This window comes from Altererythrobacter xiamenensis, from assembly GCF_900177715.1.
In the GTDB taxonomy this organism is placed as follows: domain Bacteria; phylum Pseudomonadota; class Alphaproteobacteria; order Sphingomonadales; family Sphingomonadaceae; genus Erythrobacter; species Erythrobacter xiamenensis.
Genome location: NZ_FXWG01000002.1, coordinates 252,427 through 270,719, shown reverse-complemented (window position 1 = coordinate 270,719; position 18,293 = coordinate 252,427). Strand labels below are relative to the sequence as shown.

Here is an 18,293-nt window from a genome sequence, read left to right as displayed (position 1 = left end):
TTCGTCAGCGCAAGGGTCGACAATTGTTTACAGATATTCTCATTGATGTCCTTGAAAGGCTGTCACGACTTGCTCGCTGGCAGAAGCAGGCGCTGGTTTTTTCCGGCGACATGCTGCTTTTGCTCCTTTCAGTCTGGGTCGGCTATTCGCTCAGGGTAGGGACTTGGATTCTTTGGTCCGAGCCGATCCAGCAAATGCTGATTGGTTGCGCGACCATGTTCATCCCGGTGTTTTACTTCGCCGGGGTTTACCGGGCGATCTTCCGCTATGCCGGCCTCGGCATGATGAAGACTTTGCTAAAAGCCTTCACGGTCTATACCGCGATGACCTTCCTCGTCTTCATGCTGATAGGTATGTCGCCGGTGCCAAGGACTATGGGACTGTTGCAGCCTGCCGTCCTGTTTCTCTTCATAACTGCCGCCAGGCTCGGTTATCGCTTTCTCTTTCTCGACATACTCAAGCGGAATTCCTACTCTGGAAAAATCCGCCGCCTTCTCATTTACGGAGCGGGCGACGCCGGACAGCAATTGGCAAGCTCGGTCAGCAAAGACCCGCAACTTGCGCTCGTTGGATACCTCGACGACGATGCCAAGCTTATCGGCCATCGTCTCGACGGCCTGCCGGTCTATGATCCTGATCCCTTCGAAGAAGTTCTGAAACAAACCAGTGCGACCGACGTCCTTCTTGCCATGCCGGGATCACCGCGTCAGCGCAGGCGGGAAATCATCGCCAAGCTTTCGACCTTTGATCTTGCTGTGAAGACTCTTCCTCCCATGCGAGAATTCGTGTCCGGCGAGGTATCACTGCAAGATATCCGGCCGGTACAAATCGAAGATCTTCTCGGACGCGAGCCGGTGCAGCCCAATGAGCTGCTGCTTGGCAGAACGATCGTCGGCAAGACAGTGCTCGTAACCGGAGCCGGCGGGTCGATCGGGTCGGAGCTTTGCCGCCAGATCATAGGCATTGGCGCGACCAGCTTGGTCCTTTTCGAGCAGAATGAGTACGCCCTGTTCTCGATCGAGAACGAACTCAGGGCGACCTTGAAAGAGCAAGAAATCCCATGCTCTCTTCACGCATTCCTTGGGTCGGTTTGTGACGGACGAAGGCTGGATACGGTTTTCTCGAGATTCCAGGTCGACACCGTATTTCATGCAGCAGCCTACAAGCATGTTCCGCTGATTGAGGACAATCCGGTCGAAGGAGCTCGCAACAACGTACTGGGCACTCAGGCGATGGTCCAGGCAAGCCACAAGGCCGGAGTGAACGATTTTGTTCTGGTGAGCACGGACAAGGCGGTAAGGCCGACCAATGTGATGGGTGCCACGAAACGAGCTGCAGAACAAGTCGTTCAGGGGTTTGCCGCACTCCAGTGCGAAATGCGATGCTCGATGGTCCGCTTCGGCAACGTGCTGGGTTCCAGCGGATCGGTCGTCCCGCACTTCCGCAAGCAGATAGAGAATGGCGGTCCGATCACGCTCACCCATAGGGATGTCGTGCGTTATTTCATGACTATTCCCGAAGCGGCGAACCTAGTCATACAGGCGGCGGGTCTTGCCCGTGGCGGCGAAGTCTTCGTGCTCGATATGGGGGAGCCGATCCGCATTCACGATCTGGCCGTAACAATGATCAGGCTGTCAGGCCTCAAGGTCCTCGACGCAAACAACCCAGACGGGGACATCGAAATCGTGGAGATTGGCTTGCGCCCGGGAGAAAAACTCTATGAAGAGTTGCTGATCGGCGAGAATGCCAGCCCTACCAAACACCAGCGCATCATGATGGCTCAGGAAGGTTTCATGCCACATGACGAACTGTCGAAGAGCATCTCCCGGCTAGCTGAGACCAATGCAAGTTCAGAAATTGTGTCTTTGCTGCAAACAATCGTGCCGGAGTTTCAACATCGCAGAGACGATCTTGTCGAGGCGGAATGCGCTTCGGAGATCCAAGGCTCAAAACTTCGGTTTGCCTCAGGTCGAATTCAGGCTAAGGGCGACACCCTGCAAGCGAAGTAGTGTAGGGGCCGTAAACCCTTGTCGCCCGATTGAAATTCCCTGCAAGTCGGAACAATGATGAAATACCTCCTTCAATGGTGGACCGCGAACCGTAAGCTCGGCCTTTTGCTTGGATTGTTGATGGTGCTTGCCATCGGCGGTGGTGGCGCACGCGCAGACATTGACTCGCTCCTGTTTGTCAGGCCTGTGTCTGCAATACTGCTGGTTATTGGCGCTGCCACACTCACGCGAAGCGACATTCAGGCACACCGCTGGCTGTTCGTCCTACTGCTGGCATTGGTCGCCCTCGCTATTATCCATCTCCTCCCGCTGCCGCCCGCGATATGGGAGGCGGCGCCGGGGAGGGAATTGATCGTCGCGGCAGGCGCGTTCTTCGGCGACTCCCAACCCTGGCGTCCGCTTGCCATGGTGCCCTGGATGGCGTGGAACAGCCTGTTCGCCATGATTATCCCCCTCGCGGCTCTCGTGCTGGCAGTCCAGCTTTCCAATCGCCAACTCGCCCAGCTGCTCCCGTTCCTGATCGTTGTGGGCGTTACATCGGCATTTCTCGGGCTTCTTCAAAGCATCGGCCCGGCAAACAGCGTTCTCTACTTCTATGACATCACGAACAAGGGCGCGCCGGTCGGCCTGTTTGCCAATCGCAATCATGCATCGGTCTTTCTCGCCATGCTCATCCCCATCGTGGTCGCCTATCTCTCGATGCCAGCGAAAACGGTCGAGCGGCTGCGCCAGCGACTGTTCTTCGCCGGGATTGCGCTCGCTATTGCGATACCGGTCATAGCAGTTTCGCGCTCGCGCTCAGGCATCGTCGTTGCACTGGTCGGATTGATCGGCAGCGCCCTCCTCTATCGCCGCCCGCAGGCCGAACGGGTCGAGCGTCGCAAACGGCAGAGCATCAATCCCCGCTGGGTGATTGCTGGCGGAGTTTTCTTTGCGCTCGTCGTCTCCTCGTTCCTGGCGGGCCGCTCAACCAGTCTGGAAAAGCTCTTCGAGGCTGACGGGCTGGACGACATGCGCTCGACTGTGTGGTCGGCTACCTGGGGATCATTGTTCGATTTTCTCCCGTGGGGATCGGGATTCGGATCATTTGTAGAGGTATACAAGATCTTCGAGCCGGAAGGCTCCTTGCAGTTGAACTACGTAAATCACGCCCACAACGACTACCTTGAGCTGCTGCTTGCGGCCGGTATACCGGGTGCCCTCATCCTGGTGGGTGCCCTCATCATTCTGACTCGCTGTGCGCGGAAAGCGTGGTCGAAAGCCGGATCAAAGGATACGGAGATCATCGTGCTCGGCAGGCTGGGGACGCTTCTGCTCGCGCAACTGGCAGTCGCCAGCGCGGTCGACTATCCTGTCCGCGTGCCGTTGATCGCGGCTGTGGCGACGATTGCTGCAGTCATGTCGTACAGAGCCGGGGAATTCAAAATACGCTCTGCGCCCTCGGTAGAGTCTTGAGTTTCAACTTTCACCGTGGCGCGATATGGCCACACGAGACCAATGGATCGAGAACAGATGACATTTAGCCTAGCCGGGAGGGGACTTTTCCTTGCGCTTCTGCCATTGATTGCGGGATGCTCCACCGCTCGCCCTCTCGAGGGCCCGACAGCCATCGAAGTCGTTCAGGCCGATGCGCTGCCTCCCCCTGCGGTCAACGACCTTGGGGTAGTTGGCAGGTCGTTCGTGATTGGCCCCTACGACAAGCTGAAAGTCAGCGTCTTCGGCATTCAAGAGCTTCAGGATTTCGAAGCCGTTGTCGACGGGGGCGGCAATATCTCATTCCCGCTCGCCGGTTCTCTTGAGGCCGGCGGAAAGACTTCGTCCGAGCTCGCTGAAGAGATCGCGAAAAGGCTTGGCGCGCGTTACATTCGCGACCCACAGGTCTCCGTCAATCTCGAAGAGAATAACAGCAAGGTGTATGCCGTCACGGGCCAGGTCGGGGAGCCGGGCCTTTATCCAGTGCGCGGCCAGCTCACGCTGATCGGGGCAGTCGCCCAGGCGAAGGGCCTGACCGAATTCGCGAAAGCTGAATATGTCGTCGTGTTCCGCAAGGTAGAGGGCAAGCAAATGGCGGCGCTTTACAATCTTGAGGCGATCCAGCGTGGGGCCTACGAAGACCCGCAGGTATTCGCCAATGATCGCATCGTCGTGAGCACCAACAGGGCACGCCGCGTCTTCCGCGATATTCTCTCGGGTGCACCGCTGCTCACCACTCCGATTATCGCCGTGCTAACGAGCAACAACAACTGATGAATTATTCCACGAACTCGCATACCGACGACGTATCGGTGCTCATACCTCAGGGCCAACGCCCGGGTGGTCACGAGGATGCTGGCCAACCGCCGCTTCTTCTACATTACTGGCAGCTGCTCAAGCGCCGCAAGTGGCTCCTGGCAGGAATCGTGGCGGCAGCCATCGCTGCAGGCCTGGTCTTGACTCTTCTTACGAGCCCGCTCTACACTGCGACAGCGCGTATCGAAATCAGTCGGCAATCTGCCAATGTGACCAATGTCGAAGGGCTGGAATCGACCGAAGCTGGCGCCGACCTGGAGTTCTATCAGACGCAGTACGCCTTGCTGCGGGCCCGTTCGCTGGCGGAGCGGGTGGCGCGCGACCTGCGTCTCGTGAACGATGCTGGTTTTTTTGCCAGCCACGGTGAGGAAATCGATATCGCCCAGGGCTCCGGTTCGCTGGGCGATTCCGGAATCGGTGCAAGCGCGCTGGAAGAGCGACAGGTAAGGGCGGTCGAACTCCTGCTCGAGAATATTTCGATTTCCCCGATACGCGGTTCAAGCCTGGTCGACATCAGCTACACGAGCCGCTCACCCGCATTGTCAGCCCGCGTGGCCAACAGCTGGAGCCAGCAGTTCATCAGCAGCGCCATGGATCGCAGGTTCGCTTCTACGGCTGAGGCACGAGACTTCCTCGAGGGAAGGCTGGGCGAACTGCGCCAGAAGCTCGAGGAATCTGAACGTAATCTGGTAACCTATGCGACGAACAAGGACATCGTGACGCTCAGCACCAGCGAGGGCGCCAATGGGCGTACGCTGGCGGAGCGGACACTTGTTGCGCAGGATCTTGAGGGCCTGAACAACGCGCTAACCGAAGCGATCGCAGATCGCGTTGCGGCAGAGAGCCGGCGAAATGCTGCCCGCACGAGCATCAGCGACGGCTCCCTCGCCAACACAACCATTGCAGAGCTGCGGCAACGCCTCGCAGGATTGCAGGCCGAGTATTCTCGCCTGATGGTCCAGTTCGAGCCCGAGTATCCGCGTGCCCAGGCGCTTCAGCAGCAAATCGCGACCCTCGAGGCCTCGATCGCGTCAGAAGAGGCGCGGGTGCGAAGCAACGTCGACAACAATTTCCAGGAAGCCTTGCGGAGGGAGCAGGACTTGCGCTCCCGCGTTCTTGCGCTGAAGGGCGACCTCCAAGTCCAGGACCGTGACCGTATCCAGTACAATATCTTCCTGCGGGAAGTGGATACGAACCGTCAGCTTTATGACAGCCTCCTGCAACGCTTCAAGGAGATCGGTGTCGCCGGTATTGCGGCGAACAACATAGCGGTGGTTGACTCGGCGAAACCTCCAGAGATCCCTTCCTCGCCCAAGCTGCTGATCAACCTGCTGCTCGCCACATTGGTCGGCTTTGTCGCAGGAGGCGGCCTGTTGCTTGTGCTTGATCAGGTGGACGAAGGCATAAGGGATCCGCAATCGGTCGAAAGGCTGCTTGGGGTTCCCCTGCTCGGCTCAATCCCGGAGATTGGCGAAGGGGACGAACTGGAGCTGCTCGAGGATCGCAAGTCCATGCTATCCGAAGCGTATTTCACGGTTCGCACGAACCTGTCGTTCTCCACGCCGCACGGCGTTCCAAAGAGCATGATGGTTACAAGCACGCGGGAGAAGGAGGGCAAATCCACTTCTTCGATCGCCCTTGCTACCGTGCTTGCTCGCTCGGCGGGCCGCACGATCCTGGTCGATGCAGATATGCGCTCGCCCTCCATCGCAGCGGCATTCGACCTTCCCAATGAGTTCGGCCTCAGCAATCTGCTGTCGGGAGAGGCGAATTACGACGCCGCCATCCAGCAACTCGGCGACAGCAACCTGTATTGCCTCGGAACCGGCCCGATGCCGCCCAGCGCGGCTGAACTGCTCAGCGATGAACGGTTCGGCCAGCTACTGGCGCACCTGAAGACGCAGTTCGACTATGTCGTGGTAGATGCTCCGCCCCTGCTTGGCCTGTCGGACGCACCTTTGATCGCCCGCCATGTCGAAGGCGCCGTGTTCGTGGTCGAGGCCGAAAGAATTCCGGTCCGGGGTGCCCGCGCTGCGATCCAGCGGATCGCCGCATCGGATGCAAGGATTCTTGGTGCAGTGCTGACCAAGTTCGACGCTGAAGGGGAAGGCTACGGCTACGGCTACGGTTACGGATATGGTTACGGGCAGGATGACAGCTAGTTTAACGAGGGAGAAGGGGTTGGCCTCGGGCTCGGGCGGCAAGCTATTGCTCGTTGCGATTGCCCTGGCCCTTGCCATAGCAGCCTTTCTCCAGGTCTTTGTGGCCCTACAACAGAAAACCGCTCCGCAACTGGTCCTGGGAATCTCCGGAGGCAATGCGGCGGCCAATGCCCGCATGGGCGACTTGCTTTTTGCCTCGATTGATCCTGCCGAGGATCCCGCCATGCTGGTCGATCAGATTGAACCTTACTCGCGTCGGTCGTTCCAAGCGCAAGGGCTCAACGTTCCGGCCCTGCGACAGATGGGCCTGCTCGCAGCACTGCGCAACGACCTCGATCGGGCGGAGGAAATTTTTGCGACCGTCAGGCGCATGAGCAAGCGCGACTTCCTCACCAGCATGTATCAGCATGAACTGGCCTATGCCTCCGGCAATCTGCCACAGGCGGCAAGCTATCTTGATGACGCTGCGCGAACTTCTCGCCTGGCCCGCGAAACACTCATGCCGCGTGCCGTGGCATTCCTTGAGGACCCCGACTGGCGGGGCGCGATCGCACAGGAGCTGTCCCAGGGTCCTGATTGGGACGATGCCTTCTGGCAAGCAGCGCTCGCGCGCCAGGAGATGAGCGCGCCCACAGCGGAGCTGCGGACGATGCTCCCAGGTGATGCCGGCCTCGTGTCAGAAAATGTGACCCGTCTCGTAATGCACAATGCCATCAGGGATGGACATGTCGATGAGGCCGTTGCCGTGTTCCGTCACGTTGCCGGCACGGAAGCTGCCAATAGGCAAATGCGCTCCAATATATCGTTTGCCAAAGGCGACTGGCCGCCCTTCCATTGGGAAACCTTCCTTGGCTCCGACACATTGGCAACTCCAGTCGATAACGGTCGCGCGCTTGAGTTCAGCATCCTCCCCTCCGCCCAGGCCGGATTGTTGGCACGCCGCCTGATACGGCTGAGGCCGGGTGTGTACACTGTCGACCTTCAGGCAGAGTTGTCCGCCCGAGTACCAGAGAACATGGCATCGCTCGCAGTGACTTGCGGCTACGACAATCGCGTTCTCGCACGCGTCGATCTGGCCGGCTCCGGCAGCAAGACCTGGCGAGAGTCCTTCTCGGTCACCGAAGACTGCCCGATGCATTGGTTGCGGGTGGAATCGGGCTCCAATCCGACGCAGCGTAATCTGGGCGGCCGCATCGACCGCCTGGAAGTTCATCAGGTCGGGTGATTGGTTTTAGCATGAAGGTCTGGTTGCTTCAGCGGGCGGAACCGACTCCGCACGACAATGACGGGGCGCAACGAAAGTTGCGCACCGGTCTGATGGCCGAGTTCTTTCAGGCGGCAGGGCATGAGGTCATCTGGTTCACCTCGACCTTCGATCACTACAATCGCCGGCAAAGATTTGACGAGACGACAAGGACAGAAGTGATGCCGGGCTTCGACATCGTCTATCTCAAGGGCCCCGGCTACCGCCGCAACATCTCCTTTCAAAGATTGCAGGACGAACGCGTGCTGGCAGAGGAGTTCGCGCGCTATGCACGGACCTTGCCAAAGCCCGATGTGATTCTCAGTTCGCTGCCCTCGGTAACGATTGCGCGCGAAGCATCCAAATATGCCGGGAAACGCGGAATCCCGCACGTCTGCGACGTCAGGGACCTTTGGCCTGATGTTTTTCTGGACGTTCTTCCATCGGCGCTAAGGCCGATCGCCGCGCCTGTCCTTCATCCGTTGCGTCGCTCGCTCGGAAAGGTGGTGGACGCCAGCACTGCCGTCACCGGATTGACCGATCAGTACATCCAATGGGCGCTGGACCAGGGAACCCGTGCAAAGACTGCCGAAGACCGTCCCTTGTTGATGGCATATATGCCGCAGGAATCGATCGAACTTTCATCCTTCGAGAAAGAGGCAATGAAGAAAAAGTTCGAGATCGTCGACGGCGAACTGAACGTGGTTTTTGTCGGCACGATCGGACCGATGATGTCGCTCGACCCGGTGCTGGATGCAGCGCGCAAGCTATCTGAGAAGAACGACCCGGTGAAAATCCGGCTTTGCGGCCATGGTTCGGATTTCGAGCGCGTCCGAACGCAGGCCGCGACGATCAAGACGATTGACTGTCCCGGCTGGATCAACGCGAGAGAGATCCGATACCTGCTTGAGGAATCCGATGTCGGATTGCTGCCGTATAAAGAAATAGACACTTTCCGCTGGAGCATCCCCAACAAGTTCGGCGAGTACCTTGCCGGATCTCTGGTTTTGGTTGGAAATCTCGCAGAAAGCGCTATGGGACAGATGATTACCGACACCCGATCCGGCTTCATCTATTCCGACGACAGTGAACGGCTGGCGGACACTCTGGAATGGCTTGAACAAGATCGGGGCGAACTTGCCCGGGTGCGGTCAAATGCCCGCCAGCTTTATGAAGAGCGGTTCCACGGTCCTCGGGTTTTTACCGATTTCGTGGCCAGAATTGAAAACGTTGTCGCCAACGCGGCTGCGTAGGAGCTTAGTGACGAAAATGAACGAAGTTGTAGCTTACAAGCCCTCAATCGCCGGCCGGGTCGCGCGGACCGTTCTCCCCGGCCTTCGCCGCATATTGCCGACTGGCGTCTACGGGTTCGTCTACGAACTCGCCTATGGCAGCTACAAGAAACTTCTCTACGTCGGTCATGGCGTGAAGGTGGCTGCGCGGCGTCCGTTCGTGAGCGGAAATCGCAAGCTTCGGGACAAGCTCACCTTCCGCCTCCTCCCCCATACGATGGGCGGCCGAAAGGCGCTTGAGAACGCCTTCGATGTTATCGAGAAGGTGGAAAACGCCAAGGTTGATGGTGCGATCGTGGAATGCGGCGTTGCCGAAGGGGGCACCGCGGCAATGATGGCGATGGCCAGCCGGGCGCTGGGCGAGAAAGAGCGGGAGAAGTGGTTCTTCGATTCCTACGAAGGCCTGCCCGAACCTACTGCGGAAGATTACAGTGACGGCCGGGTCGGCGAATTCATCCGGCCGCTGCCGAAGGGTTCTTGCCTCGGTACGATCGAACAGGTCGAAGAACTCCTTTTCGACGACCTCGGTCTCGACCGCGCTCGCACGCATCTGGTGAAGGGCTGGTTTCAGGATACGGTCCCCCCGCACAAGGCTATCATTGGCGACATTGCCGTCCTGCGTCTCGACGGGGACTGGTATGAATCGACCAAGATTCCCCTCGACAACTTTTACGACAAGATGCCGGCTGGCGGCTACGTCATCATCGACGACTACGCGACCTGCTTCGGTTCGCGCAAGGCGACCGACGAGTTCCGCGAAGAGCGCAAGATTGGCACCCCTCTTCTGGAAGACGGCCGGGGTGGCGTGTATTTCGAGAAGCCTGCAGCCTCCTGACCCAATGTCGATTGCGGCCAATACCGGAAACGGGGCGCCCTTTTACGGCACCATCAAGCGAGCTGCCGACATGTTTGTGTCCGGCATCCTGCTGGTCGTCCTTTCTCCGCTCATGATCGGATTAAGCCTGGCCGTCCTCGCGTCATCGCCCGGTCCGGTTTTCTTTCGCGGCGTTCGAACCGGCCTCAACGGCGTGCCCTTCGAGATTCTGAAATACCGCTCCATGAAGGTTGGGTCCGAACACGGCGCAGGCACAACAAGCCGCAACGACCATAGGGTTACGGCCTTTGGGCGAATTCTTAGGCGTTACAAGCTGGACGAACTGCCACAGCTGTTCAACGTCCTGGTGGGCGATATGAGCTTTGTCGGTCCGCGCCCTGAGCTTCCCAAGTATACGGACGATTATAGGGGCGAAGAGCTGATCATTCTTTCAGTGAGGCCCGGCATTACCGATCTGGCCTCGATCAGGTTCAGCGACTTGGGTTCTCTGATCGATGACAATGATCCCGACGGCAGTTTCGAGCGAAATGTCCTGCCGCAAAAGAACCGCCTTCGCGTCGAGTATGCCAAGAATAGAGGATTGCTGTTGGACTTGAAGATCTTGCTGAAAACCGTGGCGCTCGTTTTGGCGCGGCCGTTCGGGCTTACGAACAAATGACCGACCCTGCAAGGATTGTCATTGGCTGCGAACAACTCGGCGGGACCGATTGGGGCGAGCTCGACCCGGTCGAAGTGAGCGCGGCTATTTCGCACGCTTTCGACGCAGGCCTTACAATTTTCGACACGGCAGATGTTTATGGACTGGGTGAGAGCGAGCGGCGCCTCGCAAAGGCTTTGGGCCCACGCCGTCATGCCGCGACGATCATCACCAAGGCGGGGGTCCGCTGGGAACAGACCGGTGGGAGGGCCAAGACCTACAAGGACAACAGTCCGGGCTATTTGGCCGCCGCGCTTGATGCCAGCCTTGCGCGCTTGCGGGTCGAAGCGATCGACCTCTATTTCATTCACTGGCCCGACGAGAGCGCGTCAATCGAAGAAACTCTGGAGTTCTGCAATGGCGCCGTGCAATCGGGCAAGATCAAGGCCTTCGGGTTCTCCAATTTCGCCGATGCCGCAGTGCGCCATGGCGCGGAGCGCGGGATGAGCGCCATCCAGGCCAGCTTCAACCTCTTGTCGAGCGCCGAAGAGCGAGCCTCCTTCGAGAAATGGAAGGAACTTGGTCTCCATCGATTCGGCTATGGCGCTCTTGCGCAGGGCCTTCTGACCGGAAAATATGACCTGGCAAGCACATTCAACGGCGACGACAGGCGCCATCGACTTCCTCATTTTCGAGCGGAGAACTGGCCAAGGACCGTCGAGGCCCTGAAGGCCATCGAAAACCTCGCCGCAGATGCCGGATTGTCGGTGGGTCAATCGGCGATACAGGCCGCGCGACAATCTGGTTTCGTCGACCACGTGATCGTTGGCGTCAAGAATGTCCGGCAAGTAGACGAGCTCGTCCAATTGGATAGTCACCGCCTGAATATGTCGGATCTGGCACCATTGTATGAAGGTATTGGTTGGCAGAAGGCATAATGTCGGCCGAAGCGCATTGATTCCAAAAACCTGCGTGTTAGAAGCCGCGCCTCATTCCACCGTGAAGTTCCCAATGAAACCCAATTCCACGAGCGATCAACTCGCGAAGTTCATTCGAACATCGGTCGTCAAGATGACCTCGTTCGGGGGGTCGTCCCATGTGGGGTCGTGCCTCTCGATCGCTGACATTCTCGGCGTGCTCTATTCCGATGTTCTCAATGTCGACCCGAAGGATCCGCAGATGGCGGACCGCGACATGTTCGTCCTTTCCAAGGGGCATGCAGGTGCTGCTGTTTACGCGGCACTGGCCGGGCGCGGCTTCATCGAGCCTGAAATGCTCGAAAATCACTACGAGAACGGTTCGATCATGTCGGGCCACGTGTCGCACAAGGGCATTTCCGGTGTCGAAGTATCGACCGGTTCGCTTGGCCAGGGCCTGTCCCTGGGGGCCGGGATGGCGCTCGCCTCCAAGCTTGATGCGCATGGCCGGCGAGTGGTCGTGTTGATGAGCGACGGCGAATGCGACGAAGGTTCGGTCTGGGAGGCGGCAATGTTTGCCGCCCACTTCCGCCTCAGGAAACTGATGGCGGTGATCGACTACAACAAGCTGCAATCAATCGACACAACCGAGGCCACGATGGCGCTGGAGCCATTCGAGGACAAATGGCGGTCATTTGGCTGGGAGGTCCGCCGGACCCCGGGTCACGATCACGACCTGCTTCGACAGGCCATGGCCGAACCCGCGACAAAAGACCGGCCGGTCGTGGTGATCTGCGACACAACCAAAGGTAAAGGCGTGTCTTTCATGGAGAATTCGGTGCTGTGGCACTACCGCTCGCCCGACGATGACGAGCGGCAGGCCGCTCTGGAGGAGCTGAGCTCGAAATGAGGGACAGCTTCGTCAACCAGATGACCGAAACGCTCGGCAGCATTGACCATTCGGTGCTCCTGACAGGGGACCTCGGGTTCGGAATATTCAATGAAATCTCGGAACGCTTTCCCGAGCGCTTTATCAACGTAGGGGTTGCCGAGCAGAATATGATCGGCGTCGCATCGGGCATGGCCAAGCTGGGCAAGGCTGCGTTCTGCTATTCGATCGCCAACTTCGTCTTCATGCGAGGCCTTGAGCAGTTCCGCAACGGTCCGGTCTATCATGATTTCAACGTGACGCTGGTGTGTTCAGGCGGGGGCTTCACCTACGGACAGCTGGGTTTCACGCACTTCGCGATCGAGGATTACGGGATCATCTCGGCGCTCGGCGGTGTCGAGATATTGACGCCATCCACGAGCGCGCAGGTCAAGCGACACGTGACCGAATGTGCGACTATGCCGGGGCCGAAATATCTGCGGCTCGAGAAGACTGAACTCGATTTTCCCGAACTTGAAGCTTTCGGCGAAAGGTTGGGACTTGTCTGTCATCGCAGGGGCGGCAGGAAAGCCATCCTGGCCGTCGGCGGTCTGCTTTCGGTCGCTATGGAGGCAGCGGAGCAATCCGATGATGACATTGCCGTCTATAGCTTGCCCCGCTTTCGCTCACTGTCGGAAGCTGCCGTGCGAGAACAGTTGGCCAAGCATGAGCTGATTGTCTCGCTCGAAGAGCACGTTCTGCCTAACAGTGCAGGCCTGAACATGAAGGCTGCAGGGCTGAACGTCATTCAACTTGCCATAAGCGACAACGGGCCGTCCGTGGTTGGCGACCAGAATTACCTGCGCCAGCACTATGGCCTGACGGTCGAAAATGTCCTGGCGCAGCTGCGCCCATAATGAGAAACAAGATGATCACACTTATCGGCGCCGGTGCATGGGGCCGCAACCTCTTCAGAAATCTCAATGAACTGGGAGTCCTCCACTCGGTGGTCGATCCCAGCGATGCGGCACGCAAGCTGGCCGAAGATGCAGGCGTGCAACATTTTGCCGAGCCGCATAATGCTCTCGCCGATCCAGCCGTCAAAGGCGTCGTGATCGCAACCCCTGCTCCGACACATCGCGACGTAGCCTTGCAGGCAATCGAAGTGGGCAAGGACGTTTACGTCGAGAAGCCGATTGCCCTGACCCTGTCCGACGCAAGAGAGATGGCGCAGGCTGCCTCCGAGGCGGGTGTCCTGATGATGGTCGGGCACCTGCTCCAATACCATCCCTGCTATGTGGCTCTTCGCAAGATCGTTCAGGGAGGTGAGATCGGAGATCCCCGCTACATCGTTTCCACCCGCTTCAGCCTGGGCCGGATCCGCAGCAACGAAAATGTCGTGTGGAGCTTCTCTCCCCATGACATCTCGATGGTTCTCGGCCTCGTCGATTCCGAAGTGAAGGACGTCAGCTCAAACGGTTCGGACATTCTGCAGGATGGAATTGCAGACATCGGCCATGTCGATATTCTCTTTGGCAACGGCGTGCGAGCCGAAGTGCGTTCTTCATGGCTGCATCCGTTCAAGGAACAGCGTCTCATCGTGGTTGGCAGCAAAGGCATGGCTGTGTTCGACGATCAACTTCCGTGGGAACACAAGGTAGCAGTCTACGATCACGAAATTGCGCACACGAGCGATGGTTATACCGCGAAGAAGGCGGATCCGCGTTATATCGACGTTCCCAACGGCGAACCGCTCAAGGCGGAGATGCAGCACTTCATCGATCGTATCGCCGATCGTGAGCGTCCGCTGACCGATGCCGAGGAAGCGATTGCCGTCCTCGACGTATTGCAACGTTCAAACGAAGTCATGGAGACTCGCTAATCATGTCGGAAGGCAAAACGGACATCTTCGTGCACGACACCGCGATCGTAGACGGTAATGTGGAAATCGGCGAAGGCAGTGCGATCTGGCACTTCGTCCACCTGCTTTCCGGCACGCGCGTTGGGCGCAATTGTACGCTCGGCCAGAATGTGATGGCCGGGCCCGACGTCAAAATCGGCGACGGGTCGAAAATTCAGAACAACGTATCGATCTACTACGGGGTGGAACTGGAGGAGGACGTCTTCATCGGCCCGTCTGCGGTCTTCACCAATGTCATTACGCCGCGCGCCCACGTAGACCGCAAGCGCGAGTTTGCGCGAACGCTCGTCAAACGGGGGGCGACCCTCGGCGCCAACTGCACCATCGTTTGCGGCAATTCGATCGGCAGATACGCGATGGTCGGTGCCGGATCCGTTGTTACCCGCGATGTGCCCGACCATGCGCTAGTGCTCGGCAATCCGGCGCGGCAGGTCGGCTGGGTAAGCAGCGCCGGCGAACGCCTGACGGAAGATCTGGTGTGCCCGCGCACCGGTGAACGCTTCGAGCTTGACGGCTCGCATATCAAGGTCGTGAGCGAGTAGATTGGCCGGGCGGTTCGGGATACTGAACATGCATATTGTCCAGATGACTTCAGCGCATCCGCGAACGGATGTCCGGGTTTTTCACAAGCAATGCCGCTCCCTGGCCAAGGCTGGTGCTCAGGTGACCCTGGTTGTCGCAGACGACAAGGGTGATGACACTGTCGACGGTGTGACGATCGTAGATGTCGGTCGCTCGGAAGGCAGGCTGAAGCGCATGGCGGCCTCCGCCTACCGTGTGTATCGCAAGGCAAGGACTCTCAAGGCGGACGCCTATCATTGCCATGACCCGGAATTGATTCCCTGGGCCCTTAGGCTCAAGGAACAGGGCGCGCCGGTGATATTCGACGCGCACGAGGACCTCCCGGCCCAGATTGCAACCAAGCATTACATTCCCCGGTACGCGAGGCGGGGCCTTGCCGCTGTCGTTGCCATGGGAGAGCGCTGGGCATTCCCGAAGTTCGACGGGCTGGTCGGGGCCACCTCGCAGATCGCTTCTCAGTTGGCCGAGCTTAATGGCAACGTCGAACTCGTCGCGAACTATCCTTTGAAAGACGAGTTCGAACCGCCAGTCGATCGGACCCCGCGCCATGCTCTGTTCGTGGGGAGCATCAGCCGAATTCGCGGCGTCGGTGAAGTCGTGGATGCTATGAGCATGGTCAAGGAAGGGCGCCGCTTCCGTCTAGTCGGTCCTATGGCCAATGACGGAATCGAGCAGCGCGTGGAAGAATCCCCCGGCCGTAGCCGGACCGATGTTGTGGGAAGTGTCGACAGGCAGGCGGTCGCTGAAGAAATGGCATCCGCAGTTTGCGGGATCGTCACATTTCTCGAAGCGCCCAATCACGTTTGCGCGCAGCCCAATAAGCTATTCGAGTATATGAGCGCCGGGATCCCGATTGTCGCCTCGAACTTCACCTTGTGGAGAGAGATCGTTGAGGGGACCGGTTGCGGGCTTTGCGTCGACCCTTCGCGGCCCGAGGAGGTCGCCAGCGCGATTGACCGGCTGTTCGATGATCCGATAGAAGCGGCGAAAATGGGTGCTAGGGGGCGTGAGGCCGTCGCCAATCGTCTGAATTGGGAAGCCCAGGCAGACAACTTGCTCGGTTTTTACCGCAAACTCGGGATATTAGCGTGAAAGTTGCGACAATCGTCGGTGCGCGGCCGCAATTCATCAAGGCTGCAGCTGTTTCGCGCGCTTTCCTTGATCAAAGCGATATCGAGGAGCTCGTCGTCCACACCGGCCAGCACTTCGATGCCGGCATGTCTGACATTTTCTTCCGAGAGCTCGGCATTCCCAAGCCCGCTGCCTATCTCGATATCAATGGTGGCAGTCATGGCGACATGACCGGGCGGATGCTCATCGCGCTGGAAGAATACTTCTATAAGACCGCGCCCGATTGCGTGCTCGTCTACGGTGACACGAATTCGACCTTGGCGGGTGCTCTTGCGGCCGCGAAGATGCATATCCCCATTGCGCACGTCGAAGCGGGTTTGCGCAGCTTCAACATGCGGATGCCGGAGGAGGTCAATCGCCTCCTGACCGACCAGATTAGCAGCATCCTATTCTGCCCGACGCAGCAGGCCCTTTTGAACCTTGAGAAGGAAGGTTTTACAGCGGATGGCAGGGCAAAGGTCGTTTATTCGGGTGATGTGATGCTGGACGCCATACAGACTTTCAGCAGCCTCGCGCTCAAACCCTCGGTGGAGTTGCCGCAAGACTTTCTCCTGGCGACGGTTCATCGTGCCGAGAATACCGACGACCTGGTCAAACTCAGAAATCTGGTTGAAGGGCTCAACCTTATTCATTCCGAATTGGCGCCCGTCGTGCTGCCTTTGCACCCACGCACCCGTAATGCCATAAAGGACGCGAACCTTTCGCTTGAAGTCGAAACGATCGATCCTGTGGGATACCTCGAAATGATCTGGCTGCTGCAGAATAGCGGGGCCGTCCTGACAGATAGCGGCGGACTACAGAAGGAAGCCTACTTTTGCGGCAAACCCTGCATAACCGTCAGGGATGAGACAGAATGGGTCGAACTTGTCCAGGTGCGGGCGAACCGCCTTTGCCCGGTGGAGGCAGAAACCATGCTCAGCTATTGCACTGATGTCTTCGGTCAGAAGGTGAACCCCAGGCTCGACATGTTCGGCGATGGCAGATGCAGTGCGAAAGTCGTCCATGCGATTTCGCAGCTTCAATGAGACTGCAACAAGATCCTGCCGGAAGTCGCCCAGGCTCTGATGGCTTTGTCCGGCTCCTGGCCCGAATAGGGTGCGCGATCATCATTTTCACCGCACTCTCGACGCTCTATGTCGATTACGTCTCGGTCTATTACGCCTACTATGGCTTTCCCTATCTGTTCATTCCCGAAAGGCTCGGGATAGGACTCGTCGCGCTTTCCATCCTTACCTCCTTTGTAAGGCCAAACCTCGATGACGTAACCTCTCTCCTGGCGACGTTGTGTCATTTCTTCTTTTTCATCCCGACCGTGGTGATGTTCGTCTACGCGGGCTTGTTTCCGGCAATCTTCATCTGGACGATTATAATCCAGGCCTTGCTCATTCTCTTCTCACGAGTTCGTTTCGATCTCGCATTTCGAGGAGAGGTGCCGCTCAATGTGCTTCAAGTGACGCTCGTCATTCTCTCGTTGGCGGGCCTTGCCATCGCGATAAACGCGGCAGGTATCTTCTCGCTCAATTTCAATATTTTCGAAGTGTACGATCGCCGGGCAGAAGCCAACGAAGCAGATCTGGGCATTCTTGGCTATATCATGCAACTCGGGATCCAGGCTGCGCTCCTGTTGATCACGGTCGCATTCTTCAACCGCGAGCGATTCTACACTCTTGTCGGTTTCGGATTTGCAGTCCTGTATTTTGGGTACACTGGACACAAGAGCATTCTGTTCTGGGCCATCTTCCTCGTTGGCCTGCTTTACCTCGCGCGGTTCAAGAACAAGTTCATCTACTTCCTGATGGTATCGACCGTGTTTATCGGGGTGATCGCGCTCGCGATGGATACCGAACTCGGCGGGAGTATCGCCAATTTCCTCATCCGTCGCACTCTCTTCACTCCGGTCTTGCTCAACCAGTATTACGTGATGTTTGCCGAACAGTTCGGCTACCTCAACTGGAGCTACTCGAAGATCGGGCTCGGAATTTTCGAATACACTGACACTGTTTCTCCGACACAGGCGGTGGGGCACTACCTTACAGGGAGCGATTCCAACTCAGCCAACACCGGGATGATTGGCTTTGGGTACATCAATGCCGGACACTTCGGGGTGGCCTTCTACGTCGCGGTCTTCTTTGCGATCCTCGTAGGAGGCGCAGCTTTGGCGAAAGGCAAGGGAGTCGAAATGCTGGGCGCGGCCCTGATGATTAGGGCGAGCTATTTCGCGGTAACAACGGCCGATTTGCCGGCGACCTTTCTGTCCGGAGGGCTGGGATACGCCCTGATCCTGCTGCTCATCTACCCCTCTCGCAAAGCTGTCGCTCAGCCTTTAAGCAACCGCACAGGGATCACCCGGTTTGAGGGCCGTGCGCCAAACTCAGCCCTCGATCCAGCCAATTGATGATGAGGGTCT

16 protein-coding genes are annotated in these 18,293 nt (G+C 58.2%); all 16 read left to right on the top strand.

What is annotated here, in order from left to right:
- The first annotated feature begins 23 nt into the window (after positions 1 to 23).
- The 16 genes from CCE89_RS06580 to CCE89_RS06505 all read left to right on the top strand — a co-directional run bounded on the left by CCE89_RS06580 (position 24) and on the right by CCE89_RS06505 (position 18,281).
- Entirely contained in the window at positions 24 to 2,009 is a 1,986-nt protein-coding gene (locus CCE89_RS06580; protein ID WP_086437263.1) for a polysaccharide biosynthesis protein, read from the top strand.
- A 54-nt stretch (positions 2,010 to 2,063) separates the two neighbouring features.
- Positions 2,064 to 3,464, top strand: coding sequence for an O-antigen ligase family protein (locus CCE89_RS06575; protein ID WP_086437262.1), 1,401 nt, complete (start codon positions 2,064 to 2,066; stop codon positions 3,462 to 3,464).
- Positions 3,465 to 3,521: 57 nt separating this feature from the next.
- Positions 3,522 to 4,256 carry a polysaccharide biosynthesis/export family protein gene (locus CCE89_RS06570; RefSeq protein WP_143255980.1) on the top strand — a complete coding sequence of 245 codons (735 nt, stop codon included), beginning with the start codon at positions 3,522 to 3,524 and terminating at the stop codon, positions 4,254 to 4,256.
- Complete coding sequence (locus tag CCE89_RS06565) at positions 4,256 to 6,460, top strand: GumC family protein (RefSeq protein ID WP_086437261.1); 2,205 nt, start codon at positions 4,256 to 4,258, stop codon at positions 6,458 to 6,460. The genes CCE89_RS06570 and CCE89_RS06565 overlap by 1 nt, the downstream gene beginning before the upstream one ends.
- A 223-nt stretch (positions 6,461 to 6,683) precedes the next feature.
- On the top strand, positions 6,684 to 7,685 hold the full coding sequence (locus CCE89_RS06560) for a tetratricopeptide repeat protein (RefSeq protein WP_143255979.1): 1,002 nt from the start codon (positions 6,684 to 6,686) through the stop codon (positions 7,683 to 7,685).
- A gap of 11 nt (positions 7,686 to 7,696) precedes the next feature.
- Positions 7,697 to 8,956, top strand: coding sequence for a glycosyltransferase (locus CCE89_RS06555; protein WP_086437259.1), 1,260 nt, complete (start codon positions 7,697 to 7,699; stop codon positions 8,954 to 8,956).
- Positions 8,957 to 8,972: 16 nt separating this feature from the next.
- Entirely contained in the window at positions 8,973 to 9,830 is an 858-nt protein-coding gene (locus CCE89_RS06550) for a TylF/MycF/NovP-related O-methyltransferase (protein WP_159456599.1), read from the top strand.
- Positions 9,831 to 9,834: 4 nt separating this feature from the next.
- Positions 9,835 to 10,488, top strand: coding sequence for a sugar transferase (locus CCE89_RS06545; RefSeq protein WP_200810302.1), 654 nt, complete (start codon positions 9,835 to 9,837; stop codon positions 10,486 to 10,488).
- Positions 10,485 to 11,405 (top strand): aldo/keto reductase, encoded by a 921-nt coding sequence (locus tag CCE89_RS06540; RefSeq protein WP_086437257.1) that lies wholly within the window; start codon positions 10,485 to 10,487, stop codon positions 11,403 to 11,405. The genes CCE89_RS06545 and CCE89_RS06540 overlap by 4 nt, the downstream gene beginning before the upstream one ends.
- Positions 11,406 to 11,478: 73 nt before the next feature.
- Complete coding sequence (locus CCE89_RS06535) at positions 11,479 to 12,294, top strand: transketolase (RefSeq protein WP_086437256.1); 816 nt, start codon at positions 11,479 to 11,481, stop codon at positions 12,292 to 12,294.
- Positions 12,291 to 13,169 (top strand): transketolase family protein, encoded by an 879-nt coding sequence (locus tag CCE89_RS06530; RefSeq protein WP_086437255.1) that lies wholly within the window; start codon positions 12,291 to 12,293, stop codon positions 13,167 to 13,169. The genes CCE89_RS06535 and CCE89_RS06530 overlap by 4 nt, the downstream gene beginning before the upstream one ends.
- 11 nt (positions 13,170 to 13,180) lie before the next feature.
- Entirely contained in the window at positions 13,181 to 14,134 is a 954-nt protein-coding gene (locus tag CCE89_RS06525; RefSeq protein ID WP_159456598.1) for a Gfo/Idh/MocA family protein, read from the top strand.
- A gap of 2 nt (positions 14,135 to 14,136) precedes the next feature.
- Positions 14,137 to 14,715 carry an acyltransferase gene (locus tag CCE89_RS06520; protein WP_086437253.1) on the top strand — a complete coding sequence of 193 codons (579 nt, stop codon included), beginning with the start codon at positions 14,137 to 14,139 and terminating at the stop codon, positions 14,713 to 14,715.
- Positions 14,716 to 14,743: 28 nt separating this feature from the next.
- Entirely contained in the window at positions 14,744 to 15,847 is a 1,104-nt protein-coding gene (locus CCE89_RS06515) for a glycosyltransferase family 4 protein (protein ID WP_143255978.1), read from the top strand.
- Positions 15,787 to 16,911: a non-hydrolyzing UDP-N-acetylglucosamine 2-epimerase gene (gene wecB, locus CCE89_RS06510; protein ID WP_234989982.1), complete on the top strand. Its 1,125-nt coding sequence runs from the start codon at positions 15,787 to 15,789 to the stop codon at positions 16,909 to 16,911. Before CCE89_RS06515 ends, wecB begins: the two co-directional genes overlap by 61 nt.
- Positions 16,908 to 18,281 (top strand): hypothetical protein, encoded by a 1,374-nt coding sequence (locus CCE89_RS06505; RefSeq protein ID WP_086437250.1) that lies wholly within the window; start codon positions 16,908 to 16,910, stop codon positions 18,279 to 18,281. Before wecB ends, CCE89_RS06505 begins: the two co-directional genes overlap by 4 nt.
- Positions 18,282 to 18,293 lie beyond the last annotated feature (12 nt).

What these genes read in the sequence shown, in the direction of transcription:
- CCE89_RS06570 (WP_143255980.1), top strand. Translation starts at nt 3,522, where the DNA reads ATGACATTTAGCCTAGCCGGGAGGGGACTTTTCCTTGCGCTTCTGCCA.
- CCE89_RS06525 (WP_159456598.1), top strand. Translation starts at nt 13,181, where the DNA reads ATGATCACACTTATCGGCGCCGGTGCATGGGGCCGCAACCTCTTCAGA.
- CCE89_RS06540 (WP_086437257.1), top strand. Translation starts at nt 10,485, where the DNA reads ATGACCGACCCTGCAAGGATTGTCATTGGCTGCGAACAACTCGGCGGG.
- CCE89_RS06530 (WP_086437255.1), top strand. Translation starts at nt 12,291, where the DNA reads ATGAGGGACAGCTTCGTCAACCAGATGACCGAAACGCTCGGCAGCATT.
- CCE89_RS06565 (WP_086437261.1), top strand. Translation starts at nt 4,256, where the DNA reads ATGAATTATTCCACGAACTCGCATACCGACGACGTATCGGTGCTCATA.
- CCE89_RS06515 (WP_143255978.1), top strand. Translation starts at nt 14,744, where the DNA reads ATGCATATTGTCCAGATGACTTCAGCGCATCCGCGAACGGATGTCCGG.
- CCE89_RS06575 (WP_086437262.1), top strand. Translation starts at nt 2,064, where the DNA reads ATGATGAAATACCTCCTTCAATGGTGGACCGCGAACCGTAAGCTCGGC.
- CCE89_RS06545 (WP_200810302.1), top strand. Translation starts at nt 9,835, where the DNA reads ATGTCGATTGCGGCCAATACCGGAAACGGGGCGCCCTTTTACGGCACC.
- CCE89_RS06535 (WP_086437256.1), top strand. Translation starts at nt 11,479, where the DNA reads ATGAAACCCAATTCCACGAGCGATCAACTCGCGAAGTTCATTCGAACA.
- CCE89_RS06555 (WP_086437259.1), top strand. Translation starts at nt 7,697, where the DNA reads ATGAAGGTCTGGTTGCTTCAGCGGGCGGAACCGACTCCGCACGACAAT.
- CCE89_RS06505 (WP_086437250.1), top strand. Translation starts at nt 16,908, where the DNA reads ATGAGACTGCAACAAGATCCTGCCGGAAGTCGCCCAGGCTCTGATGGC.
- CCE89_RS06520 (WP_086437253.1), top strand. Translation starts at nt 14,137, where the DNA reads ATGTCGGAAGGCAAAACGGACATCTTCGTGCACGACACCGCGATCGTA.
- CCE89_RS06560 (WP_143255979.1), top strand. Translation starts at nt 6,684, where the DNA reads ATGCTGGTCGATCAGATTGAACCTTACTCGCGTCGGTCGTTCCAAGCG.
- CCE89_RS06550 (WP_159456599.1), top strand. Translation starts at nt 8,973, where the DNA reads ATGAACGAAGTTGTAGCTTACAAGCCCTCAATCGCCGGCCGGGTCGCG.